The organism is Candidatus Manganitrophaceae bacterium, assembly GCA_012960925.1.
Lineage (GTDB): Bacteria > Nitrospirota > Nitrospiria > SBBL01 > JAADHI01 > DUAG01.
The window spans coordinates 73597-98702 of the sequence record DUAG01000011.1; the positions used below are offsets into that span (position 1 = coordinate 73597).

Annotated in this window: 22 protein-coding genes and 1 pseudogene; 3 read left to right on the top strand and 20 right to left on the bottom strand. The window is 51.1% G+C overall.

The window, feature by feature from the left end:
- Window positions 1-112 precede the first annotated feature (112 nt).
- Window positions 113-628 carry a hypothetical protein gene (locus EYQ01_01740; protein ID HIE64535.1) on the top strand — a complete coding sequence of 172 codons (516 nt, stop codon included), beginning with the start codon at window positions 113-115 and terminating at the stop codon, window positions 626-628.
- Window positions 629-670: 42 nt separating this feature from the next.
- The gene (locus EYQ01_01745; protein HIE64536.1) at window positions 671-958 is read left to right on the top strand and encodes a BolA family transcriptional regulator; all 288 of its coding nucleotides are present in this window, start codon (window positions 671-673) and stop codon (window positions 956-958) included.
- A 151-nt stretch (window positions 959-1109) separates the two neighbouring features.
- On the opposite strand, the gene EYQ01_01750 is transcribed toward EYQ01_01745, so the two are convergent.
- The 3 genes from EYQ01_01750 to EYQ01_01760 form a co-directional block, all read right to left on the bottom strand.
- The gene (locus EYQ01_01750; GenBank protein ID HIE64537.1) at window positions 1110-2705 is read right to left on the bottom strand and encodes a DEAD/DEAH box helicase; all 1596 of its coding nucleotides are present in this window, start codon (window positions 2703-2705) and stop codon (window positions 1110-1112) included.
- 176 nt (window positions 2706-2881) lie between these two features.
- Window positions 2882-3853, bottom strand: coding sequence for a hypothetical protein (locus EYQ01_01755; protein HIE64538.1), 972 nt, complete (start codon window positions 3851-3853; stop codon window positions 2882-2884).
- A 65-nt stretch (window positions 3854-3918) separates the two neighbouring features.
- Window positions 3919-4902 (bottom strand): polyprenyl synthetase family protein, encoded by a 984-nt coding sequence (locus tag EYQ01_01760; protein HIE64539.1) that lies wholly within the window; start codon window positions 4900-4902, stop codon window positions 3919-3921.
- Window positions 4903-5084: 182 nt separating this feature from the next.
- Between EYQ01_01760 and EYQ01_01765 the strand changes: the two genes are divergently transcribed.
- Complete coding sequence (locus tag EYQ01_01765) at window positions 5085-5492, top strand: DUF2127 domain-containing protein (GenBank protein HIE64540.1); 408 nt, start codon at window positions 5085-5087, stop codon at window positions 5490-5492.
- Between the two features lie 162 nt (window positions 5493-5654).
- Here the strand turns inward: EYQ01_01765 and EYQ01_01770 are convergent, their stop codons facing one another.
- The 17 genes and pseudogenes from EYQ01_01770 to EYQ01_01850 all read right to left on the bottom strand — a co-directional run bounded on the left by EYQ01_01770 (window position 5655) and on the right by EYQ01_01850 (window position 24983).
- Window positions 5655-7235, bottom strand: a complete 1581-nt coding sequence (locus tag EYQ01_01770; GenBank protein HIE64541.1) for an NADH-quinone oxidoreductase subunit N — start codon at window positions 7233-7235, stop codon at window positions 5655-5657.
- Window positions 7112-8911, bottom strand: coding sequence for an NADH-quinone oxidoreductase subunit M (locus tag EYQ01_01775; protein ID HIE64542.1), 1800 nt, complete (start codon window positions 8909-8911; stop codon window positions 7112-7114). Before EYQ01_01775 ends, EYQ01_01770 begins: the two co-directional genes overlap by 124 nt.
- A complete protein-coding gene (locus EYQ01_01780) occupies window positions 8689-10335 on the bottom strand; it encodes an NADH-quinone oxidoreductase subunit M (protein ID HIE64543.1) in 1647 nt (548 codons plus the stop codon). Before EYQ01_01780 ends, EYQ01_01775 begins: the two co-directional genes overlap by 223 nt.
- A gap of 7 nt (window positions 10336-10342) precedes the next feature.
- Window positions 10343-12202 (bottom strand): Na(+)/H(+) antiporter subunit D, encoded by a 1860-nt coding sequence (locus EYQ01_01785; protein ID HIE64544.1) that lies wholly within the window; start codon window positions 12200-12202, stop codon window positions 10343-10345.
- 8 nt (window positions 12203-12210) lie between these two features.
- A complete protein-coding gene (locus tag EYQ01_01790) occupies window positions 12211-12423 on the bottom strand; it encodes a hypothetical protein (GenBank protein ID HIE64545.1) in 213 nt (70 codons plus the stop codon).
- A 44-nt stretch (window positions 12424-12467) separates the two neighbouring features.
- Window positions 12468-13952, bottom strand: coding sequence for a monovalent cation/H+ antiporter subunit D family protein (locus tag EYQ01_01795; GenBank protein ID HIE64546.1), 1485 nt, complete (start codon window positions 13950-13952; stop codon window positions 12468-12470).
- Window positions 13953-13973: 21 nt separating this feature from the next.
- Entirely contained in the window at window positions 13974-14276 is a 303-nt protein-coding gene (gene nuoK / locus EYQ01_01800) for an NADH-quinone oxidoreductase subunit NuoK (protein ID HIE64547.1), read from the bottom strand.
- Window positions 14273-14872 carry an NADH-quinone oxidoreductase subunit J gene (locus EYQ01_01805; GenBank protein ID HIE64548.1) on the bottom strand — a complete coding sequence of 200 codons (600 nt, stop codon included), beginning with the start codon at window positions 14870-14872 and terminating at the stop codon, window positions 14273-14275. The genes nuoK and EYQ01_01805 overlap by 4 nt, the downstream gene beginning before the upstream one ends.
- Entirely contained in the window at window positions 14869-15426 is a 558-nt protein-coding gene (gene nuoI / locus EYQ01_01810; GenBank protein HIE64549.1) for an NADH-quinone oxidoreductase subunit NuoI, read from the bottom strand. The genes EYQ01_01805 and nuoI overlap by 4 nt, the downstream gene beginning before the upstream one ends.
- Window positions 15427-15436: 10 nt before the next feature.
- Window positions 15437-16459 carry an NADH-quinone oxidoreductase subunit NuoH gene (gene nuoH / locus EYQ01_01815; protein HIE64550.1) on the bottom strand — a complete coding sequence of 341 codons (1023 nt, stop codon included), beginning with the start codon at window positions 16457-16459 and terminating at the stop codon, window positions 15437-15439.
- Between the two features lie 9 nt (window positions 16460-16468).
- Window positions 16469-19084 carry an NADH-quinone oxidoreductase subunit NuoG gene (gene nuoG / locus EYQ01_01820; GenBank protein HIE64551.1) on the bottom strand — a complete coding sequence of 872 codons (2616 nt, stop codon included), beginning with the start codon at window positions 19082-19084 and terminating at the stop codon, window positions 16469-16471.
- A 12-nt stretch (window positions 19085-19096) separates the two neighbouring features.
- On the bottom strand, window positions 19097-20398 hold the full coding sequence (gene nuoF / locus EYQ01_01825) for an NADH-quinone oxidoreductase subunit NuoF (GenBank protein ID HIE64552.1): 1302 nt from the start codon (window positions 20396-20398) through the stop codon (window positions 19097-19099).
- The gene (gene nuoE / locus EYQ01_01830) at window positions 20398-20931 is read right to left on the bottom strand and encodes an NADH-quinone oxidoreductase subunit NuoE (protein HIE64553.1); all 534 of its coding nucleotides are present in this window, start codon (window positions 20929-20931) and stop codon (window positions 20398-20400) included. The genes nuoF and nuoE overlap by 1 nt, the downstream gene beginning before the upstream one ends.
- 55 nt (window positions 20932-20986) lie before the next feature.
- Window positions 20987-22759: pseudogene (gene nuoD / locus EYQ01_01835) on the bottom strand (NADH dehydrogenase (quinone) subunit D).
- A gap of 75 nt (window positions 22760-22834) precedes the next feature.
- Complete coding sequence (locus EYQ01_01840; protein ID HIE64554.1) at window positions 22835-23314, bottom strand: NADH-quinone oxidoreductase subunit B; 480 nt, start codon at window positions 23312-23314, stop codon at window positions 22835-22837.
- On the bottom strand, window positions 23305-23661 hold the full coding sequence (locus tag EYQ01_01845) for an NADH-quinone oxidoreductase subunit A (GenBank protein ID HIE64555.1): 357 nt from the start codon (window positions 23659-23661) through the stop codon (window positions 23305-23307). Before EYQ01_01845 ends, EYQ01_01840 begins: the two co-directional genes overlap by 10 nt.
- A 152-nt stretch (window positions 23662-23813) precedes the next feature.
- On the bottom strand, window positions 23814-24983 hold the full coding sequence (locus EYQ01_01850) for a hypothetical protein (protein ID HIE64556.1): 1170 nt from the start codon (window positions 24981-24983) through the stop codon (window positions 23814-23816).
- Window positions 24984-25106: the final 123 nt, after the last annotated feature.

Below are 25106 nucleotides of genomic sequence, written 5' to 3' on the forward strand. Positions count from 1 at the left end.
CTCATTCATTGTAAAGGTCCGGTCGATCCTGCTACATTTGTCTTGTCCTGTGTCCCTATCATCGCGAAAGGTTGTTGTGAGACTGTTATCCTTGGCCGTGTTTGTGTCGTTGTTGGCTGAACCCTCTGTCCCTGTCGAGAGTGTGCAATTCTATGATTGGGAGGCGGAGGTGGTCTCGAAGGAGGAAAGGACCACCTGCGTGATTCATTTTACGGGGATTACCCAAAACCGTATCGTGATCGTCATGAACCTCTCCCTGGTGGAAGAGAAGGCCGTAGAAGTCGAAGATGAGGGCCGCTACTTTACCTTGATTAAAGTTTCAGCAGGGCATATTCACAAGATCGACCTTTCGGATGTGACCCCGATCAAAATTCAGAGTGCCTGGATCAAGACAATCGCAGGGTCGAGTGAAGGGAAAATCGATAAGATCAATGACGGACCCAACCCCTATTTTCTCGGCGGAACGAAAGGCTTCGACCTGTTTCAATCCCTCGTGCTGGGGATAAAGAAGGAGGGTGTGGTGGTCCACTTTGTGGAAGGGCCGGATCTGGAGAAGGTTTTCCGCATACCGCCGCCGCCTCCGGAGATTATCGAGGAGGTCAGCCATTGCGCGACAGTCAAAATATAGTTTGGAAAGTAAATAAATGTAAAAGAGAGGATAAAGGTAAATATGAATGATAGGTCTTTGAAAACAAAAGAAATAATAGAAAGAAAGATGAAGGAATCTCTGGAGGCCGTTTATGTGGAGGTCATCGATGAGAGCTGGAAACATGCCGGGCATGCTGCCGCCACCGGGGGGGGGTATTATATCCTTCGTGTCGCTTCAAAAAAATTTGAAGGTGTGTCACTTGTTAATCGAAACCGAATGGTCTTCGATATCTTAAAAGAGGAAATGAAGGAGGATATCCATGGATTCATCATCAAGGCGATGACCCCTGAGGAGTTTAAAAGCGCTTAAATGTCATTCCGGCGCATGCCGGAATGCATGTCTTTTGAGCAAGGCCGGGAAAATGGCAAAGTTCCCTGGATGCCGGATCAAGTCCGGCATGACATTCATCTACTTCAATCTTTATTTCCTATGGAGTGCCAGGAATGCTTCGTTGCACTCATCACCGAGGCTTTGTTTTCTTAAAATGGCTGACCAGGGGTTTCCGGTCCTTTTCTTTAAAGCTGCGGACGATTTTTTCTGCTTTTTCGAAAGGAACAGTGATAAAAGAGAACTTGTCCATGACCTGGATATCACTGATAAGGTTAGATTTAATCGAGACCCTGCTTGAAATAATCTCCACAAGTTTTCTGGCAGTCATCTTGTCTTTTTTTCCCAGGGCGACAAAAAGTCTCGTCTTCCCTTCTTGATCAAGTTGTCTCCCTCTTGATCCGACTTCTTTAATTTCTCCATACACATCAGGATTAAGTTCTTCCTCGAAAGAATAATTCAGGAGTGCCGCCAGAATTTCTGTGGGATGATGGTCTACGAGTAGTTTTTTGGCCCAGTTATAATATTTAGGATCAATCTCACCTTCAAGGGTTGCCGTCAGATCATCGGTGATCTTTTTCTTCTTGGCAGATATTATATCTTCCACCTTTGGCACTCTTGATTTCTTGATATCCGTTTTGGCAACACGCTGTATGACCATCAGTCGCTTGTACTCACTCGGCGTAATAAAGGTAATCGCGGTGCCCTGATTTCCGGCCCTTCCCGTACGGCCGATTCGATGGACATAGGCATCCGGATCTTGGGGCAGGGCATAGTTGATCACGTGGGTGAGGTTGTTGACATCAATGCCGCGTGCCGCAACATCAGTGGCGACAAGAATATTTATTTTCTGCTTCCTAAACTTAAGCAGGGTCCTTTCTCTTTGCGCTTGAGAAAGATCCCCGTGAAGAGCTTCTGCGTCATAGCCTCTGTCTATGAGCTGATTGACCACTGTATCCACGTCGATCTTTGTTCTGCAAAAAATAATCGCGTAAAAATCATCTTCGATATCGATAATTCTGCAGAGGGCCTCAAAGCGGTCTGCGTGTTTGACCTCAAAATATATTTGCTCCGTCAGGTTGCTGGTCAGTGGTTCTTTTTTCGCGGTGAGCAACTCATACCCGTCCATGTATTTTCGTGCGAGAGTTTTGATCCGTCCCGGTATGGTCGCAGAAAACAAGAGTGTTCTTTTGTCGGGATTGGTATGCTTCATGATTTCTTCGATATCTTCGATAAAGCCCATGTTAAGCATTTCGTCTGCCTCGTCCAGGATGAGGTGCTCAATTTTTCCAAGCTTGAGTGTCCTTCTGTTCAGATGATCAATCACCCGGCCCGGAGATCCAACAACAATATGCACCCCTTTTTTTAGTCGGCGTAATTGCTGATCAATGGCTTGCCCTCCATAGATCGGAACAATTTTGATATCCTTTTTCCCTTTGAGTGAATTGATCTCTTCCGCAACCTGAATGGCAAGCTCTCGTGTGGGCACGAGGATGAGCGCCTGCACCGTTTTGGAAGAGGTTTGTATCATTTCTATTAGGGGCAGGCCAAAAGCCGCTGTTTTGCCTGTACCGGTCTGGGCCTGGGCAATGATATTGGTATCATCACGCAGCATGACGGGGATGGTCATGGCTTGAATCGTAGTGGGTTCTTCAAAGCCCTTTTTATTGATCGCGTCCAGTACTTTTTCTGAAAGTCCAAGATCATTAAATGTTTTGTTGCTTGCCATAGTTGTCTCTCTTTCTAAGGATTCTTCATTGATATAAAACAGATGTGTTCAAGGTGGCTGGAAATCGCTTATACAAGGCCCTATCCGGTTCAGTATAATATAAACACTTGTGAGTATGTGGAGAAAATATCAAAAGCGGAAGGGGAGGGCCAGAGTTGGCCTGTATTGGAGTATGCTCATGACGACTTATGGGGATAGATCAGGCGGATGCTTCGATGGGAAAGATAAAATCGGGCGGGTAGTTTTCCAATTCCTTCTCCATCGGCCTGAACCCGCACCTCTCCTTCCTGAATCGTGATCTCTTTTCCCTGAATATAATCAATGCCTTCCCCGCACCGTCCGCTTAAAATAAATCGGGCTGTGAGGAGGAGGTGGTTCATGAACCCGCGGGACTTAAAGAGGCAAAGTGTCAGGGTGGGGGACAGAAGATCCGATTTCGGGGAAAAGACATAAGGGCCGACGACACAGCTTGCCTTAGTCACGATGCCCGTTGATCCGGTATAGGGCTTGCCGTCTACCTCAAAGCGAAGCGATGGATAGGTGTATTTGAATATAGCTGCAAATCCGAAGAGAAAGTAGGTCAATAACTTCGGGATTTTTCTGAAAAACCCTGTCCTGCTCTCGACCCAGTCGGTGACAAAGGCATCGAATCCGGCCCCCGCCATTAAGATGAAGTAGCGTTGGTTCACTTTGGCGGGAAAGATCGCTTGGGGTTTTCCCTCTAAGATCGTCTGATACGCGCGCATTGGATCCAGTGGAAGTCCGATTTCTCGGACCAGACCATTTCCGGTCCCTGTCGGAATAATTCCGATCGGTGGAAGGGTCTCCGGTAGGGGACCGTTTTCCTCCGCCAGCAAGCCATTGACGACCTCATTTATCGTGCCATCCCCTCCGGCACACAGAAGAAGGCTCCAGCCTTCACCTCTTTTTTTATTCACCAGGCGTGTTGCATCAAGGGACGAATTTGTATAGAAAACATCAAGATATCCAGAGAATCGCTTAAGATGATCGAGTATTCCTTTAATTTTATTTCTTTTTTGTGAAGACCCGGCTGCGGGGTTAATGATGAACAAGACCTTTGTAAGAAGCAAGGGTCGACAGGGCGTGGACGATCGCGGAGAATCAGCGGTTTTAATCTTTCCTCCCATTCTCGGATGTGGGCGGAGAAGGCCGTCCTATTTTGATTGTAAAACGAGTGATGCCAGTGGAAAGGTCAGTGATCCCTTTCAATGACATAATCGGCCATCGTGACGAGGGATTGGCGATGGGTTGAATCCTTAAAAGAAGAGAGAGCTTCTTTTGCCAGGTTGACAAAATCTTTGGCCTTGTTGATTGAATAATCGATTGACCCATAGTGTCGCATGAGATCAGTCACATACTTCAGTTCCTCTTTCTGTATCGTGGCCTCTCCGATCAGGTGTTCAAGTTCTTTTTTCTCTTCTTCCTTGCAGTGTTGGAGCAGATGAATAAGGGGGAGAGTAATTTTCCCGCCCGAGAGGTCTTCGCCGAGGGATTTTCCCAGGCGCTTTCCATCGGCGATGTAGTCCAGCGTATCATCGGCCACCTGAAAAGCTATACCGATGTGACGTCCATAGGACGAGAGGGCCTCTTTTGTTTCTTCGGATCCCTTCGCAATAATTGTTCCGATACGGCAACTGGCTGAAATGAGTGACGCCGTTTTATATTCGACAATCTTGAAGTAGGTCTCCTCTGAGAGATTGAAGTCCTTGCTGTGATAAAACTGGAGCGTTTCCCCCTCAGTCATGCTACGGCAGGTTTTGGAGAGCACTAGGTTGATCTCATGGTTTTCCATTGTCACGGCCTGACAAACAGCGAGGGTATAGAGGTAATCACCGACAAGAATACTGGGTTGGTTCCCCCACTTTACGCGCGCAGTTGCATTCCCGCGACGTACCTCCGCATTATCCAGGACATCGTCATGAAGGAGCGTGGCCGTATGAATATATTCAATCAGGCCCGCGCCAACAAGAAGCTGTTCTTTATCTTCGGAACTGCCTGCGAGTTCCGAAGAAATCATCAGAAAAAGAGGTCGGATTCGTTTGCCGCCGCTGTTAAGGATATAGGTGGCGATATCGTTGACAAGGTCGATTTTAGAGTCCAGTCCCTTCAGGATCTGTCCTTCAACCTCGTCTAACGATTTCTTGTATGTGGACCAGACACAATCCATTCCCTCCACAGAAGATCTCCTTTAATCAGGTCGAAAAGTACGGAAATAGTATGGGATGCTACCTGTTATGTCAAGTTAAAACGTCTATTCTGGAACCTGTGTAAAAGAACTTGACACAGTCAATATTTTCAATCAGACTTGCCCGGAATAGGCAGGCTTCATCCCTTCTGAAGTTCGGATAGGAACCCGTGATGTCGGAGCAACTTTCTCAAATAGCCGTTCGTCCCTCGCGAAAGGTTCCACGCGATATCATCATCTTGGGTATTGTCATGATTGTTTCCGGGTTTTATGATGTCAAAATCATTCTTGACCATCCGGAATATGAACTTCCGATCATGGGGATGAAGTTTGGGGGAACGGTCGGTCGGATGGTTATCTTTCTTTTCCCCCTCCTTCATTTTGTCGTCGGCTACGGTGTGATTCGCTGTCGGCGATGGGCCTACTACCTTTTCATCGCATTTGCCGCATACGGCATTATCAGTCCCCTCATCAACTACTTCCGCATGCCTCCTCCGCACCGTATTCGAACCATACTACTCATCGGCAGTGTTATTGTGTTGGGATATCTCTACAAACGAAGAGCCTACTTCAAAACCTAATCCTAATCCTTGTTTTACGTGATGTTTCAGGTTGCCTAGATTTGGCTTCAGGGTAAGGCACGAGGAGCGCAGAACCGGAGCGTATACTTTAATGCGTGAGGATTCGAGTACCACAGAAACGCAGCAATGGAGCCAAAGATAGGTGAGATGAATCGTTACGTTTTACTTTAGTGCCAGATTGGAGAATATCTCTGTGGCGGCCATGGACCAATCCATGAAGGTCTTTGGGAAAACACCCAGGGCAAAGACGCCGATCAGTGAAATGCAGACCACGGTCCGAAGGGGAAGGGGAATGGGGATCGCCGATGTATCTGTCGGTTCGGCAATGTAGATCTTCTTGACGACTACGAGATAATAGTACATTGAAATGACGATATTAATCAGACCGACGATGACGAGTAAGATCAGGTTTTGATTGATGGCGGCCGCAAAGATATAAAGCTTGGCAATAAATCCTCCAAGGGGAGGAACCCCTGCAAGTGAGAGAAGGAAGACCAGGAGCGAAAATGCGAGAAAGGGAGAGCGCCGGTTCAGTCCGGCCAGATCGTCGATATCATCCTTGTCCGTGAGGTTGGAGAAGGCGATCACAACGGCAAAGGCCCCGATGTTGGCAAAAAGATAGGCCAGGAGATAGAAGAGAATGGAATCCCCGCCCATCTTCGTTCCGGCGGCCAGGCCGATCAGTATATTCCCGATCTGGGCGATCCCCGAATAGGCGAGCAGCCGCTTCATATTCTTCTGTGCGATGGCCACGATGTTTCCATAGGTCATCGAGAGGATGGCCAGACCCACCATGAACCAGACCCAGTCGCTTCGCATCCCTGAAAAGGTCGAGAGAATGACCCGTAAGGTGACCGCAAAAGCGGCCCCCTTTGGGGCAATGGAAAGGAAGGAGGTCACGGGTGTCGGAGCACCTTGATACACGTCCGGGATCCATGCGTGGAAGGGAACAGCGCCGATCTTGTACCCGAGCCCGACGAAGATAAACAGCAATCCGATGATGGCCCCCAGGGAGGGCGTGATATTTATCAGCTCAGCAAACCGGATGGTGCCTGTTGCTCCGTAGACCAGGCTGATCCCGTAGATGATAATGGAGGATGTCAGGACCCCCAGGATAAAGAACTTGATTCCGGCTTCACTTGATTTTTCATCATCTCTTAGGTAGTTCACAAGAACATAAAATCCGAAGGTCGAAAACTCCAGGGAGAGATAGAGTGAGAGGAAATCGTTGGCCGAGGCCATGAACATCATTCCAAGAACAGAAAAAAGAATGAGGAAGTAATACTCGCCCCTAAAGTACTTGGCCTTGTTGATGTAATCAATCGACGAAAGGATGATCAGCATGGCCGTGATCAAAACGAAGATTTTGAAGAAGAGGGCCAGGGGATCCAGGATAAACATTTCGCCAAAGAGGGTTCCGGATTTTCCAGAGGCGAAGTACCCGATCAGTTGAAGACCAATAAGGCCGCATCCGGCCAGGGAGAGATAAGCGAGTCGGTCCTTGCCAACCTTTGGAAAGAGGAAGTCGATTGAAATAACAAGACAAACCAGGAGGGTCATCCAGAGTTCGGGAGCCATCAGCGAGAGATCGATATCAGCAAGGTTCAGCGGAGCGGCCATCAGAAACCTCCTGCCTGTGTCAGTAAGGGGGTGACTTTGTGCATGCGCTCCAATAAGGGAATGACGCCGGACTGGATCACATTGATGAAGTGAGAGGGAAAGAGGCCGTAGTAGATGGAGCATGTCAGCATTAAAATCAGGGGAAGGCGGTCATGCCAAAGCGTTGCGTCCATGGCGCCTGAAAACTCCGATTTGAGATCTCCAAAAAAGACGCCGCGCATCATCCGGAAGAGGTAGCAGAGCGTGAGACAGATGCCGAGGACGGCCAATATGGTGATCTTGGGGTACATGCGCCAGCTTCCGACGACAATCATCAATTCACCCACAAAGTTGACGGTCAGGGGAAGGCCGAAAGAAGCAACGACGGCCACGATAAAGACCCCTGTAATGAAGGGCATTCTTTTAGAGAGTCCCCCCAGAGAGGGAATATCCCGGGTATGCGTCTGGTCGTAGACCCAGCCGGCCATCGCGAAAAGAAGCCCGGTTGCTAAGGCATGGGCAAACATGTAAAGAATCGCCCCGGTCAGACTGATGACATTTAAGGCGGCCATGCCGAGGAAGATATAGCCCATATGGCTGGATGAGGAATAACCGATCACATACTTGGTATCCCTCTGGAAGAGGGCGACCAGGCCGCCGTAGACGATGCTTCCGATGCAAAGGTAGGCCGCGACCGGCATCCACTCCTGAGTGGCCTCTGGAAAGAGAAAAAAGGCGACCCGAATGATTGAGAAATGACCCAATTTCATCAGGACGCCGGCATGCAGCATACTCGTGGCGGCCGGCGCGGAGGCATGGCCGACCGGTGACCAGGAGTGCATGGGCCAGAGGGGGGCAATAGAGGCAAAGCCGAAGAAGATCATGAACCAGATTGCTGTCACAAGGGCCTTTCCATATTGCCCCTCCGGAACCTGAGAGAGTTCGATCAGGTCGAAGGTGTAGAGGCCTGAATTGCTGTAGATCAGGAGAATGCCAAGCAGCGCCAGTACCGCTCCCGCAGAGAGGAAGAGGACGAGTTTCATTGCCGCATATTCCTTGCTGTTCGATGTGAAATTAAAGAAGAAGCGCGGCGTGTCCTTCAGGGGGTTCTTTGATTCAAGATAGCCCTTTGTATGGCTTCCCCAGACGCCGATCAGGAGATACATCGGGATGACCGACATTTCATAGAAGAAGAAAAGGAAGAAAAGGTCGAGCGAGACATAGACCCCGACGGTGGCAGAGGTCAGGATCAGGAGAAAGATATAAAACTCTTTTGTCCGGTCTTTGATGTGCCATGAGACAAAGATTCCGGCAAACATGAGGATACACGATGCGAGGACGAGGGGGACCGCGATGCCGTCGACGCCCAAATGGAAGGAGATCCCGATATCCGGGGCCCAGACATACTTCTCAATGAATTGAAAGCCCCCTTTTTTATAGTCAAAGGTATAAAGGAGATAAAACGAGGCCATCATCGAAATAAACGCCGAGCCGGCCGCCACAGCACGGACCAGGAGGGGTTTCGAGTTCGGGATAAAAATAAGAAGGATGGCGCCCCCAAAGAGTGAGAATAGAATGATGGACAAGAGATGGGTGCTCACGGAGTGTTCTCCTTTAGTGAAACAGGCCTTGCCTGTACGACTTCCTGCTTCCACTTCGAAGCGGGGGGACCTATGCTGAACCGGGGGATTTTTTGATTTTCTGCGATGGAGGCCAATTCCGTCCGGCTTGTTAAGAACGCGATGGAACCCTCCATTCTCTTGAGGAAGGGTCCCGGGAAGAGTCCGGTCCAGAAGATGACCCCGCACAGGGCGATGCAGATTGCCACTTCTCTTCGGTCCAGGTCAAGTAATACTTTATTTTTCGGGTTGTCAAGCGGTCCGTACATGAGGCGCTGGTACAGCCAGATAAGGTACCCTGCTCCAAGGACCACCCCCCCGATGGCCACCGCGGCATAGCGCCAGTCAGCGCGAAAGGCCCCTGATAATATTAGAAATTCACCGACAAAACCGTTTGTTCCTGGCATTCCCATTGAGGAGAGACTGATGATGAAATAGAAGGCTGCCAGGATGGGAACCTGCTTGGCCAGACCGCCATATTCGGAGATCAAACGGGTGTGTCGTCTCTCGTAGAGAAAGCCGACGATGAAGAAGAGTCCTGCCGTTGAGATTCCATGATTGATCATCTGGATCATGCCGCCCTGAATCCCGAGATGGTTGAGCGTGAAAATCCCGAGCATGACAAAACCAAGATGACTGATGGAAGAGTAGGCGATCAATTTCTTGATGTCGTCCTGCGCGAGCGCGAGCCAGGCTCCATAAACAATTCCAATGACCGCCAGGACAGAGATGAGCGGCACAAAGGTCCGTGAGGCATCGGGGAGGAGCGGAAGAGAAAAACGGACAAATCCGTAAGTCCCCATCTTCAGAAGGAGGCCCGCCAGCATTACGCTTCCGGTTGTGGGGGCCTCCACATGGGCGTCGGGAAGCCAGGTATGAAAGGGAACCATCGGAACCTTGAAGGCAAAACCAAAGAAAAGAAGGATGAAGACCAGGATTTGCTGCTCGGGAGGAACGGGTGCCTTCAGAAGATCGATCAGGCTGAACGAATAGTTCAGCGGGAGGTTCTGTGCTACGGCAAAATCATGGTAGTTCAGGGCGAGAATGGCAAAACCCACCAGCATCAGGACACTTCCTACCAGGGTATAGAGAACGAATTTCAGCGAAGCGTAGTCCCGGTTGGTCCCCCCCCAGATCTTGATGAGGAAATACATTGGGATCAGCATGACTTCCCAGAAGAGGAAGAAGAGGATGAGGTCAATCGCCACAAAGACCCCGATCAGGGTAAACTCCAGTCCCAAAAGACAGAGGAGATATTCCCGAAGATGGTCGTGGTCCATTTTCCAGGAAAAAAGGACGGTTAGGACCGGCAAAAAAGTACTCAAGAGGAGCAGCCAGAGGCTGATCCCATCTACCCCGACGTGGTAATTGACCCCCATCGGGACGATCCAGGGGAGTTTTTCGACAAACTGCATGTCGGCTACCCCGGGTTCAAAGAACGACAGGAGGAGGAGAGAGAGGAGGAAGTTGGCCGAAACGGTACCGAGGACAACTTGCTTCATCACTTTTTTATCAGGGAGTCTCCAGATCAAAACGGCCCCGATCAGGGGAAGAAAGATCATGAGGCTCAAGATTGGAAAGCCAATCTGATCCGAAGCAAAAACCTGGTTTAATGTTCCCAGCATAGACCCCTCATTTCAAGACCAGCAGTGACGGGATCTGGCTTTTCAGAACCAGGTAGAGATTCACCAATACAAAAATGCCGATGACAATCATCATGGCATAGTGATTGACCGTACCGGTCTGGAGACGCTTGAGAATCCGGGCGGCCACATGATTTGCGTATCCCAATAGGTTGAGCGCTCCGTAGACCACGTACTTTTCGATCGTAGAAGAAAGCCACCCTCCAAAGAAGACGACCCGTCCGACGGCATTGACAATCCCATCGATAATTCGGGTGTCAAACTTACGGCAAAGGGCAACCCAGCGGATGGTTGATTGAATGATCAGACGTTTATACACCTCAGTAATAAACTCTTCATAGCGTGCGAGGGGTTTCTCCGCGAACCACATAAAGCCGGGGACGCCTCTCCGGTAGGCGATATCGACATCGATCGTTGTTCCGTCCTCTGGGTGAAGTCTCCAAAGGAGGAAGATAAAGGCCAGGGCGGCAAAGAAGAGGCCCTGGAGGGATCCGGCGATATGCTCCAGGGTGTAGGGATGATACTCCACCGGATGCGGCAGAAGCCCGTAGAGCAGGCCTGGAAAGCTTCCGGTGATAAAACAGAGTGCGGCCACCACACCCATGGCCCAGAGCATGTGCCGGGGAGGCTCCTGGGCCTTGAGTCCTTTATCCGGGGCCAGGAAGGCAAAGTAGCAGGGCTTGAGGGTGGTCGAGAGAAAGGTTCCGGCGGCCACCATGGTCAAGAGCAGGGTGACGATGGGCATTTTCTCTGCGATGGCACTGGAGATGACCATGGACTTGCTGATAAAGCCGTTAAGGAAGGGCAGGCCTGAGATGGAGAAGCCTCCGATCAGGAAGAGGCCGAAGGTGATTGGCATGCTTTTCGCGAGGCCGCCCATCCGGCTTAAGCCCTTCTGGCCCGCGCCGTAGATCAGGGCACCGGCCCCCATTAAAAGAAGTCCCTTGTAGAGGATATTGGTAAAGGCCAGGGCCACAGCGGCATTGATGGCCATCTCGGTGCCGATGCCCACGGCCACTACCATGTAGCCCATCTGGCTGATGATGTGATAGGACAGCAGTCTTCTTAGGTTGTTCGACATGATGGCGTAGCAGACGCCCCAGATGGCCATGACCAGACCGATGAAGATCAAAACCTCCGCACCGGGAAAGGAGCGGGCCAAGGCATAGAGGGCGGTCTTTGTCGTATAGGTGCCCAGAAAGATAATCCCGGTGATGGTGGATTCCGGATAGGCGTCGGGGAGCCAGGCATGCAGCGGCGGCGCGCCGGCATTGATAAGAAAGCCGATCATGATGAGGACCCCGCCCAGGGTGTTGTGCGGGAGGGCGTCGAAGGCGATGCTGCCGCTCTGGATGACATGGACCACGATTCCGCCCAGGAGACAGAGTCCGCCGAAGATGTGCATCAGAAGGTAGCGGTAGCCGGGAGCGCCTGCTTTTTTTCCGCCGTACCAGATCAAAAAGACGGAGGCGAAGGCCATGATCTCCCAGAAGACAAAGAGAGTGATCAGGTCTCCGGCGAGGATGGCGCCGAGGGCGCTGCCGATGTAGAGGTAGGCGGCGATATGCTCGCCCTCCTGACGGACATGGAGGGCGTAGACCATGCCGATGCCGGCCATAATACAGAAGATATAGCCGAAGAGCAGGGCCATCTTGTCCACGCGTCCGAGGATGAGTTCATAGCCCCCGACGTTCATGACCCCGTAGTTGCCTTCCGGGAAGAGCACCAGGCAGAGCAGGGCCAGGACGGGCGCGCCGAACAAAACAATCTGCTTGGCCTTTCCCTTGACCAGTGGAAGCGCCCCTGCGGCGATGAAGAAAAACAGCGCCGGGTGTATCCAACTAATCATTGTAAACGTCAATCATCGTAAAAATCCTCGTCCTTCATCAGGAAGGCATGCCCGATCCCTTTAGAGAAAAAGATCAACCCGACACAGGCTATGAAACCAAAAATAGCTGAAAACCCGGGGATATGATCCCAGAAAAACGTTGCATGATGTTTCAAGTGAAAGACGTAGAGCAGAAGGTCGATGACCACCAGGACCCCCCCGAAGATAAAACAACCCTTCATCTGTTTTTTATTCAGTATCAGTGCTTCATCTGGAGAATGTCCGCTCATCCGACCACCTGCCTCACAAGACTTAGGAAAATATCGGGGAAAATCCCCAGGATCACTGAAATAATGGCGGTCACCATCAGCGGCGCCACCACAAAAATAGACACTTCCTTGACCTCATGCACTTCTCCGTGACCGTCCTTGTCTCCCGCAACAACATCCGGCGCTTTGAAAAAGGCATTGTAAACGATCGGGACGAAATAGATCGCGTTTAAGATCGAACTGGCGAATAGAACGATGAGGATCGAAAGTTGATCCGCTTCAATCGTTCCGACCGCCAGGAACCACTTACTAATGAATCCGGCCGAGGGAGGGATTCCGATCATGCTCAGGGTCGCGATCGCGAAGGCAGTCATCGTCCAGGGCATCTGGCGGCCAATTCCATTCATCTGGGAGATATCCGTTTTATGGGAGGCGACAAAGATCGACCCGGCGGCGTAGAAAAGTGTAATCTTTGAAAAGGCGTGGTTGGCGATGTGGATGACCCCCCCGGTCATCCCAGACGAAGTAAGCAACGCGCCACCCAGGATAATATAGGAGAGTTGGCTCACGGTCGAGTAGGCAAGCCGTTTCTTCAGATTGTCTCGTGTCATCGCGTACATTGAAGCCGTGACGATGGTAAAACACGCCAGGACGGCCGTGGCGATCCCAAGGTTCAATTCCTTCATCAACTCCACACCGAAGACGTGAAACATAATCCGGAGGACGGAAAAAACCCCAGTATTCACAACCGCAACGGCGTGAAGCAGCGCGCTGACCGGTGTCGGCGCCACCATCGCCGCCGGAAGCCATGCATGTAAGGGCATAATGGCGGCTTTGCCTACTCCGGCCAAGAAGAGGAAGTAGATAATGACCATGACGGTCTTGTTTGTTCCGGGAGGGAAGACCCCATTGGGACTAAAGGCCAGATCTCCAGCGACGGCAAAGGTCAACAGCATCGCGGAAAGAAGAAAGGCCTTCGAGGTTCCAAGCAGGTAGAAAAGATATTTGTTCGCACCCTTGTAGGCATCCTCCGTCCCACTGTGCGCAACAAGGGGATAGGTGATCAGGGTCAGCATTTCATAGAAGAGGTAGAGGGTCACCAGATTACCCGCAAAAGCAACCCCCATCGTCATCGAAAGCGTGATGGCAAAACAGGTATAGTAACGTGTTTGGTTCGTCTCCTCGTGGGCGCGCATATAGCCGATGGAATAAAAGGTCGTAATCAGCCATAAACAGGAAGCGACCGTCGCAAAGATAATCCCCAGCGCATCAACCCTCAGGACGATCGAGACATCCGGGAGAAAGGCAAAGAGGGTGTAATTATAGGTGTTCCCTTCAAGAATCCCCGGAATCATCGAGACGACAATCAGAAACATCAGCGTGGCGGCCCCGATCGACCAGGCCTCGCGGGTATTCGGCTTGTCCCGGTTAACGACAATAAAAACAGCCCCGACTAACGCAACAAGCATCGCCAGAAGAGGGCGGTATGATTCAATTTCCATATGTAGTCCCTTACCCTGCTTTCACCACTTCAAAAGGTTAATTTCATCAACATTCATTACGGAGCGAACTCGATAGAGTGCAATGACCAGTGCAAGCCCCAATGCGACTTCCGCCGCGGCCATCGTCAGGATAAAGAAGACCATTATTTGTCCCGTCACCGACTGATGCTGATACGAATATGCCACAAAGGTTATATTTGCAGAATTCAGGATCAACTCGATCGAGAGAAGAACCATGATGATATTCCGGCGAATGAGCACTCCCGCAATACCAATGGCAAAGAGAAAAAATCCAAGCGTAATGAACCACTCTATTGGAATCATCTCCCTACCATCACTTCATCGGTTCGCGTTGGTTTTTCCTCAGACGGCGTATCCCCTCCACTATGATCCGAAGGCTCTCCTTTCTTTCGAGGGCGTTGGCCGCGCCCCGCAAGGAGAATCGCTCCGAACATGGCCACCAATAAAATAAGAGACGCGATCTCAAAGGGGAAAATATATTCTGCATACAGAACCCGGCCAATCGCATCGGTATGGCCCAAGGATCGAACCGCTTCGACCGTAAAGCTTCCTTTCTGCCCAAGGATTTCGGTTTTAAAAGCGGCAAGAATCATCAGAAACAAAACCACGACCCCCAGAAATATACCGACAGGGTATTGCTTGTGCAGGTAAAGTTTCTCCTGCTCAGGATTGAAAAGCATTAAGACAAAAAGATAGAGGACGAGGATCGCACCGGCATAAACAATAATCTGAACCGCCGCAATGAACTCCGCATTCAAAAGGACATAGATTCCCGCGATATGGATAAATGTCAGGAGGAGGGCAAGGGCGCTGTAAACCAAGTTGGGGGCCGCAACCGCGACAATGGCACCTGCCACCGTCATCCCGGCGAAATAGAAGAAAAGAAGCTGAGCCGTCATGATGCCGTCCTTTTTTTTGCTGTGGGAAATTCTGTCTGCTTCATCTTTTCGAAAAAGTCGAAACGATCTTGTGAATATTTGGGGCGTTTCTTTTTAACTGGAAAGTATTGATCACCCAATTTCAACATCGCTTCTTTGTCCATGATCAATTCCCGCTTATCCGTCGTTGCCATCTCATACTCTTTACTTGAGGCCAGGGCATCCACCGGACAGGCCTGTACGCAGAACCCGCAGAAAACACACTTTGTCACATCCAGGATGTATTCTTTGGCATAACGCTTCTGGGGCATATCTTCCCGTTCCGCACTGATCACCGTGATACAGTGGGAAGGACAGGCGGCCTCACAGAGCGCACATCCGACACATATCTCACTATTATCATCGTACCGAAGCTGAACAATAATGCCGCGGTAGCCATCCGGGAGCTCACGCTTTACACGCGGATATTGTTCCGTGATAACCTTTTGGGCCAGAAAATGTTTAAAGGTCAGACGCAGTCCATTCAGGATTTCCGAAAAGAAGACCGTCTTGATCAAATTCATGCCGCTTCGCATCAAAGACCTCTTACATTTGATTCAAGAAATATTTCACCACTGCCGTCAGCAAGACATTGACCAATGAAAGGGGCAGCATCACCTTCCATCCAAAAGCCATCAACTGATCAAAGCGCAAACGCGGGACCGTCGCTCGGAGCCAGATATAGAAAAAAAGCAGGGCATAGAGCTTCACCAGAAACCAGACAATCGGGGGAATAAACTCCAGAAACGAGAATGGGGCCTGCCATCCTCCGAGGAAGACCGCTACTGCGATACAGGAAACCAGGATCATATTGGCATATTCCGCCAGGAAGAAGAAAGAAAACCGCATCCCGGAATATTCAGTCATAAAACCGGCGACCAACTCGCTCTCCGCCTCCGGCAAATCAAAGGGGAGGCGGTTCGTCTCTGCAATGGCACAAATCATATAGATTCCAAACGCAACGGGTTGGGTGATGACATACCAGTGCCAAAACCCGCCGCCCTGCGCCTCCGTCATGGTGACCATAGAGAGGGAGCCTGAGAGCAGGATCGGCCCCACAAGAGACAAGCCAAGCGGCAACTCATAGCTGATCACCTGCGCCGCCGAGCGCAGCCCTCCCAGAAGAGAATACTTACTGTTCGAGGCCCAACCCCCCAATAAAACACCGTAGGCCCCCAAAGAGGAAAAGGCCAGGATGTAAAGGACCCCGACATTGATATCCGTGATATAAGGAGTAATTTCAATATCTCCGATCACAAGACTGTCTCTACCAAACGGCACCACCGCAAAACCGATGAGGGCAGGGACCAGGGAAAGAATCGGCGCCGCTGAAAAGATAATCTTATTCGCTCCGGTGGGAATGATGTCTTCCTTAAAGAAGAGCTTCAATCCATCTGCAAGCGGCTGAAGCAGCCCATGTGGACCGACTTCCATCGGTCCCAGCCGATCCTGCATATCACCCAGGATCTTCCTTTCCAGGTAGGTCAGGTAGGCAACATGCCCCAGGACGACGCCCATCACCGCGGCAATCTGAGCCAACACAACCAGTAGCGTTATTACAAGTTCCATCCTATTCCTTTACTGAACCGACACCGATACTTTTGAAAGGATCACCCTCCCCCGATCTCCATAAGGAACCCCAGTCGTTGGATCGACTGTTAAGGGAAGTAAGGCCTTCATCTCCATCCCAAAATGTTCGGGGAACAAGAGGCTCCCCTCGGACAACTTCTTGCTGAACTTGACAGGAACCATGACACCGGGGTCACTTCCACTCACCTTTAATTCAATCTCTTCGCCCTCTTGAAGATCAAGAGATTCGGCATCATCGGGGTGGATCAGGACGATCTCTTTTTCGAGAAGCGTTGTCAGTCCCGGGGCATAGGTTGACATCCTGCCGGCGTGAAAAATAACCTGCCCCATGAAAAGATCAAAAACGCCTTCCTCTTTATCTTCGGGCGGGTTCGGAAGAACATAGCTTCTCGAACCATCGCCAATGTGCGAAGCCATCTTCTCCAAAATCCCCTCATCTGAGATCTTTGGCCATGACGCGGGCAAGGTCGTCACAATCTCTCTCCAGATCTCATCAACCGTAAGGTATTGAAGTTTCTGCGATTGGCTTGGATCGGCAAGATTGCCCGCCAGTTTCCTCTCGAGAAGAGAAAAGATCTCCCAATCCGGCTTTGAATTTCCAACAGGCTCGATCGCCTTTCGACCTTTTTGAATCTCCCCCTCGAGATTCGTAAATCGCCCTGCCTTCTCTGCATAGCTGGCCGCGGGAAGAACGATGTGCGCCAGGGACGACACCTCGGAAGGGAAAAGGTCCTGGCAAATCAAGAGTTCCAACTTGCTGAGCGCCTCCTCAACCTTTTTTTGCGGAAGCGAGCGGAACGGATTTTCTCCCACCAGGTAGAGGGCCTTGATCTCACCCCTTATGGCCGCATCGATCATTTCGACCAGCGTGTGGCCCTTCCGCGCCGGATCGGTCGGCTGAAGTCCGGGAAGATACTCGGAGCCCCCACCCATTTCCACTGCACCAAATTCATTATTCTCTTTGGTCAGGGGAAGAATTCCTTTTCCCGCCTGACCGGCCTGACCCGCCGCAATCGCAAGATCGGCCAGCTTCAAGACATTTTGATACCCTTCTTCGCAACGAGTGATGGCCCTTCCGAAGATAATGACGCCTCGCTCGGCACCTGCATAAAGGGTGCCCATCTCGCGAAAGGTCTTTTCCGGAATACCGGTGACCGCTTCGATATTTTTATAAGAGACCGGGGCAAGCGATTCCTTCAGCTTATTCAACGCGGCCTGAGAGAGTGAAGACGAAGGCGATCCCTCGACAACGGCCTTCATCAATCCAACGATGGCCGTTCCTTCTGTTCCCGAGCGGATCTCCAGATGATGTGTGGCCAGATTGGGAAGATGACTAATATAGGTCTCTCTCCCTGCACTGTAAGAATCAACAGCAATTAACTTTGCCTTGTTTTTCCTGACCGCCTCTTTAACCTTGATGGCGGTAATCGGGTTGGACTCCGTCATCTCTCCCGCAAAGACCAGAAGAACGTCGGCCTGAAGAATATCTTCATACCGAACCAGGCGGGTGGTCCCAAAGGCCTTCATGAGCCCTGTCGCTGCGTTGATGTATCCAAGCCGGGCGGAACTGTCGATGTGGGGCGACCCAATCGTCTGCCGCATTAATTTTTGAAAGAGGTAGATCTCTTCATTTGTACAATGCGCCGAAATGACCCCTCCGATCGCCTCGGGACCATACTTTGCCTTGATCTCGGTCAGACCGGTGGCCGCCTTGTCCATCGCCCAGTCCCACGTGACCTGGAGGTCACGACCCTGCAGCCGCACGGTCGGACGGCTCAAACGATCCGGATGGTGAATCATGCCGTAACCGAAAAATCCGCGCGCGCAGAGATCCCCTTCGTTTCGGCCAGCCCCCAGCTCAGAACTGACGCGCGTAATATCATCCTTCACCCCTTCCAGGGTCAACAAACAACCATCTCCACAGTAATTACAAATGGTCTCCGTCTTTTGCAACTGCCAGGTCCGGGTATCGTACATTGAAAGCCTTGAGGTCAATGCGCCGACCGGGCAGATCTGGATACAGCCGCCGCAATATTCACACTCCAGTTCCTGATGAGCAAAGGCACCAATTTCGTGCATGTTTCCCCGCTCCATCGAACCCAGGGCGTTTGAACCAATCACTTCATCGCAGTAACGAACACAGCGGAGACAACTGACGCAGCGGTTCATCTCTTTTTCAATCAGCGGACCGAAATATTCCTTCTTGAATATTCTCTTCTCTTCCACAAAACGGCTGGTCGTTGGAGAATTCTGATGGGCAAAATCCTGGAGTTGACACTCTCCCCCCTGATCACACTCAGGACAGTCTAGCGGATGGTTCCCCAGAAGGAACTCCATGACACCGAACTGAGCCTCTTTCACCTGCGGAGAATTGGTCTTCACCACCATGCCCTCCACCGCCGGGGTGCTACAGGAGGTCTGAAGTTTACGGGCCTTTTCTACTTCGACAATGCACATGCGGCAATTGGCGTCGGGCTTCAGCTTCGGGTGGTAGCAGAAATGGGGAATCTCCACACCGGCCTTCTTGGCCGCCTCAATAAGGAGCGTCCCATCCGCGACTTCGATTTCGAGATCATTGATTGTCAGCTTAATCATTTTGCTCATCTCAAAACTTCCTCAATGCGCCATAACCAGGGCGGCATCCGGGCGATGCGGACATCGCTTCTCCGTGATATGGGTCTCGTATTCTTCCCTGAAATTTTTGATGGTCGAAAGAATGGGGCCAATCTCCGCCTCACCAAAAGCGCAGACCGTTTTGCCCTCAATCCGTTCACAGAGGCTCACCAGCAGATCAATATCTTCGGGCTTTCCAAGCCCCCCCTCAATCCGCCGTAAGACCTGCAAAATCCAGGCGCTCCCTTCCCGGCAGGGCGTACACTTTCCACACGACTCATGATGAAAAAACTCCATCAGGTTCATGGCCGCCCAAACCATACAGGTATCTGTATCCATCACCGTCACCCCGCCCGAGCCAAGCATTGAGCCGACCTCTGCGATCGATTCAAAATCCATTTGGGTATCGAGATGATCAGGCTTCAGGAAAGGCGCGGAGGCCCCTCCCGGGATGATGGCCTTGAGTTCCTTATCGCCCCGAATCCCGCCGGCAATATCGTAGATCATCTCACGGAGGGTAATGCCGAGCGGCACCTCATAATTTCCCGGCCGTTTCACGTGGCCGCTGACCGAAAAAACCCGCGTCCCCGGACTCTTCTGCGTCCCGATGGCGGCATACCACTCCGGTCCGTTCTTGATAATATAGGGAAGATTCGCCAAAGTCTCAACATTGTTCACCACGGTCGGTTCCTGGTAAAGCCCGTTGATCGCCGGAAAAGGCGGTTTCGTTCTCGGCTTCCCCCGTTTTCCTTCAATCGACTCCAGCAGGGCCGTTTCTTCACCGCAGATGTAAGCCCCTGCCCCTCGGTGAAGGACGACATCAATATCAAAACCTGTTCCAAAAAGATCTTTCCCGAACAGCCGGGCCTCATAGGCCTCCCGGATCGCGTTCTGAATAATCTCGGCACCTAGATCAAACTCCCCCCGGATGTAGATGTAGGCCTGATGCGCCCCGATTGCAAAACAAGCGATCCCGATCCCCTCCAGCATCTGGTGCGGATCTCTTTCAATCAACTGACGGTCTTTAAATGTCCCCGGCTCGCTCTCATCCGCGTTGCAGCAAAGATATCTTGGACCGCTATGGTCTTTCGGGATGAAACTCCATTTCATTCCGGTTGAAAACCCGGCCCCGCCCCGCCCCCTCAGACCGGATTTTTTCACAAGATCGATCAGGTCGGGCGGGGACATTTCCTTGAGGACCTTTTCAAATATGGCATAGCCCCCGACACCCTGATAATCTTCCAGAGAGCCGGTATATCCCGGCTTGGACATATTCTTCAGTAATATAAGCTCGTAAGTCGGCATTACGATTTCTCCCCCATCACCGGCAGCATAAAGGGACCCGTGGCCAAGGAGCTCTTTCCATCCCTCTTTAAATCTTCCAATATTCGGTCCACTTTCTCCGGGGTCAATTGCTCATAATACCGGTCGTTGATCTGCGCCATCGGAGCACTGCCGCAAGCCGCAAGACATTCCACCAGTTTAAGTGTAAAGAATCCGTCCGCAGTGGTTTCACCGGATCGGATTCCCAATTTTTCCTGAAGATGAGTCACGATCGAACCGGCACCCACCAAGGCACAGGATAGGGTCTTGCAAACCTGAATGAGATATTTTCCGACCGGTTTAAGATTATATTGGGAATAGAAGGTGGCCACTTCATAGACCTGCACCGGGGTCAGACCAAGAAGATCGGCCACATCGATCATGGCCGGCTCAGATAAATAACCCACCTCTTCCTGTGCAATGCGCAAGGCCGGAAGGAGGACGGAGCGCTTGTCCGGATAGTGTTGAAACTGCGCCTCAATTTCGGCCTTTGCCTTATCGGACAATACCTTCAGCCTCACAGTGAAGAACCCACTTCGCTTTCTATTACAATAAAATCCCTTTGAGGAATCATCTGTCGCACTCCCCCATCACAATATCATAGGTTCCAAAAATCGTCACAATGTCGGCAATCATATACCCCCGAGCCATGTAGTCAAACGCCCCCATGTGAATAAAGGAGGGCGGACGAATTTTCAAGCGATACGGTTTGTTCCCGCCCTGGCTCAGGATATAGAATCCAAGTTCTCCCTTTGGCGCCTCAATGGCGGAGTAGACCTCCCCCTCCGGCACATCAAATCCCTGGGTCGCAATCATGAAGTGGTGGATCAGGCTCTCCATGTCGGTCTCCACCCGATCACGGGGAGGATAGGTAATCATGGGGAGGTCGGCCAGAAACCGGCCTTCAGGGAGTTGATCCAGACATTGCTTGATGATCCTGGCACTCTGTCGCATCTCCTCGACCCGAATCCAGTAACGGTCATAAGTATCCCCATTCCTGCCCAGTGGGACTTCCCATTCGACCTTGTCATAGACCCCGTACGGCTCTTTTTTTCTAATGTCGTAGTTGACCCCGGAACCTCGCAAGGTCGGACCGGAGAGTCCGAAGTTGATGGCATCTTCTGCGGAGATGACCGCGATGTTTTTCGTTCGCCCGACCCAGATCCGGTTTGTTTCAAGGAGGGTGTTGTACTCGTCAATATTGTCTGAAAATCCTTCAAGAAATTTATAGAGGGCATCAATGACTTCTGAGGTCAGGTCCCGGTCGACGCCCCCCACACGATAGTAACTCATGGTCAGCCTTGCGCCGCAGAGGATTTCAAAGAGATCGAGCAATACCTCCCGCTCCCTAAAGGTATAGAAAAAGACCGTCATGGCCCCGATGTCGAGCGCCTGAGTTCCGAGCCAGAAGAGATGGCCTGTGAGCCGCTGCATCTCCGCCACGATCGTCCGGATATATTCCGCGCGTTCGGGGACTTCCACACGAAGGAGCTTCTCCACGGTCCGGACAAAGGCATAATTGTTGGTCATGGAACAGACGTAATCCAGGCGGTCGGTCAAGGGAATGATCTGATTGTAGGTTGAGTTCTCGGCAAGTTTCTCGACCCCGCGGTGAAGATAGCCAAGATGAGGGGTCGCCTTCACGATGGTCTCCCCCTCCAGATCGAGAACAATCCGAAGGACCCCATGGGTCGAGGGATGCTGCGGACCCATGTTCAGGAGCATATCCTCAACGTGCTTCTGAGGCTTTCCGTCCTCCAGTTCAACAGCGGACGTATCCTCGCCGTAATGGTCATATTCCACAGTATTGTCTTTCTTATTCTCAGTCATTTTTTGACTAAACCATTCCCGACGTTATCGTTCTGAAAAATCAAACTTATCTCTCCATCCAAAGCCTTCCACCGGGAAATCTTTTCGAAGGGGATACCCTTCCGAATAATCCTCCGTCATCAGGATACGGCGAAGATCGGGGTGATTATTGAACCGGATGCCCATCATATCGTAGACCTCCCGCTCCATAAAGTTCGCCCCCTTCCAAATCTCTACCACAGAATCGATCAAACAATCTTCTTCTGGAACGCGGGCCTTCACCCTTATTCTCCGGTTTTTGTCAATGGAGTAAAATTGATAGATCATCTCGAAACGGGGAGACTCATTCGGGAAATCTACCGAGCAGATATCGCTGATGAAATCAAAATCGAGCGAAGGCTCATCATGGAGATAGCGACAGACCTCCAGAAGCCCCTCTCTCTTAAGCGTAATCGTCAGTTCACCGAAATCGATCTTTGACGAGAGGAAGGCATCCGGATACTGTTCCTTAATTTTTACAACGATGTCTTTCATTCACCTTTTCGCCTGGCAGCCGCAACCGCAACTGTCCTAGAGATTCAGGAGGATTTGAAACATGATCTCCTCCCATTACTTTCTGAATATCTTTTCGGTCATTATTTTTTCCTGAAGCCGCAAAATACCTGAAAGCAGGGCCTCAGGGCGTGGCGGGCAGCCAGGGACATAGATGTCTACCGGCACGAAACGGTCCACTCCTTGTACAACGCTATAACTGTTATAAATATTCCCGGATGTGGCGCATGAACCCATCGAAAGAACATATCGCGGTTCCGCCATCTGGTCATAGATCCTTCTGATTACAGGCGCCATTTTCCGCGTCACCGTCCCGGCAACGATCATCAGATCGGACTGACGCGGCGACGCACGAAAAACACCGGCACCGAATCGATCGAGATCATAACGGGCAGACACAACCGCAATCATTTCAATAGCACAACAGGCCAGGCCAAAAGTCATTGGCCACAAAGCCGATTTCCGAGCCCAATTCACCGCGGAATCGAGCGATGTGGTAAGGATATTCGTTTCAAATTGATGACGGATCAGTCCCACTCAAGCGCTCCTTTCTTCCATGCATAAAAATATCCGACAAACAGTATTAGCAGGAACAAGATCATTTCAACAAGGCCGAAGAGGCCCAGATGATTAAAACTGACTGCCCAAGGATAAAGAAAAACGATCTCAATGTCGAAGAGAACAAAGAGCATCGCGATCATATAATAACGAAGGGGAAAGCGCTGGCGAGCGTCGGTATCGGGATGGATACCGCTTTCGTAGGGATAAAGTTTCTCCACGTAGGGCCGACTCGGCCGAACCAGGTATCCCATGATAATCGTCACAACCCCGAAGCCGAGGGCAATGAAGAAAAATACCAATACTGGAAGATAATTTGAAGGCAAAGCGTCTGTTGGCATTGTCGCCGTTCTCCCCCAGGAAGGCAAATGAGTACCGAATAATAAGATATAAACTTAAGAAAGTCAAGAATTTGAAAAAGGTTTCCCGATCCTCAGTTTATGAAGGGAAGATCCCTGAAAAAAGACCGATATTGCGGCTACCGAGCGTCAGAAAAACGAAAAAAGGGCTTGAATTGAAGGCCGTCCAGATGGACATCGGCAGGAAGGTTCTTCCCCTGGATAAGAATCTTGAATACTTTTCCCATTTGCTCCGGGGCCATCAGACGCTTCATCGCCAGAAAAGTCTCCCGTGCCTCAGTGGACTGATCCATCCGGTCTGCCGGCCCTGCCATCTTTTCGGAAATCCCCAGGCCCATGAGAAAGTGGCACTGATCAGTAAACCCGAGACAACGCAGACCGACCTCTTCTCCGCACTGCTTCAATGACGTAAAATCAACATGTGCCGTCATGTCCTGCTCTCCCACGCGCACATAGGGGTCCTCGTTGGTCTTGTGTTGATGGTAGCAAAGGAAGGTTCCCTTGGGGCGACGGGGTGAATAAAGTTCCTCTTCAGGATAGCCGTAATCGATGGTCATCACAAAACCCCGCGAAAGCGCCCGTCCCACCTGACGCATCCAATCACGCGCCTGAAGGTTGACCTCCAGCTCTGTCGACCGGTCAAAGCGAACAGAGAGTCGGCGCACATAGTTTTGTAAGCGCGGAGAGGAGGGCGGTCGCAGGACCTCTACAAACCCGCTATTCTCCCAATCCACATAGATTTCCTCGATCGACTCTCCTTCGACCCGTAAGCGGTGCACAGGAAAGGCATCTAGAAGCTCATTGCTTAAGACAAGCCCCACCAGGTTTGAAGGTATTTTTTCTTCCCAACGAATCCGCCCGGAGAAGATCGGGCGGAGCGATTCGGCCTGTTTATCCCTGAGCCATCGACTCTCCTCAATGATGACATAGTCAAGGTGCTCAAAGACCGCCGGCGCTTCCCGCCTGATCGTGTTCAAGATGTCAAAACAGAGGGTTCCCTTCCCAGCACCCATCTCCACGAGCGTAAAGATCTCTTCGGGGTTGGATGCATCCCCGCGTGCACACACGGCCCTCATCTGCAACACCTGTTTTGCAATGAGTTCCCCGAAGACCGGGTGGACGCTGCTACTGGTATAATAATCTCCCTTCCAGCCGATCTTTTCACCCGGGGAGGCGTAATAACCATAACGAGGATGATAAAGTGCCATTTCCATGTAGCGCATGAACGGGATCGGCCCTTTGCGGGTAATTTCTTCTCTTATTGCAGTAATAAGTTCCGGCTTTGACATTTACCTACCATATAAAAAGAAGGACAAAGAATCAAGGTAACTATCCAGCACACCCATCTCAACCTCCATGGCGGCGTTACTGCGGTGCTCAAATCCTCGCATATAAGCACATACGCTGCGGTT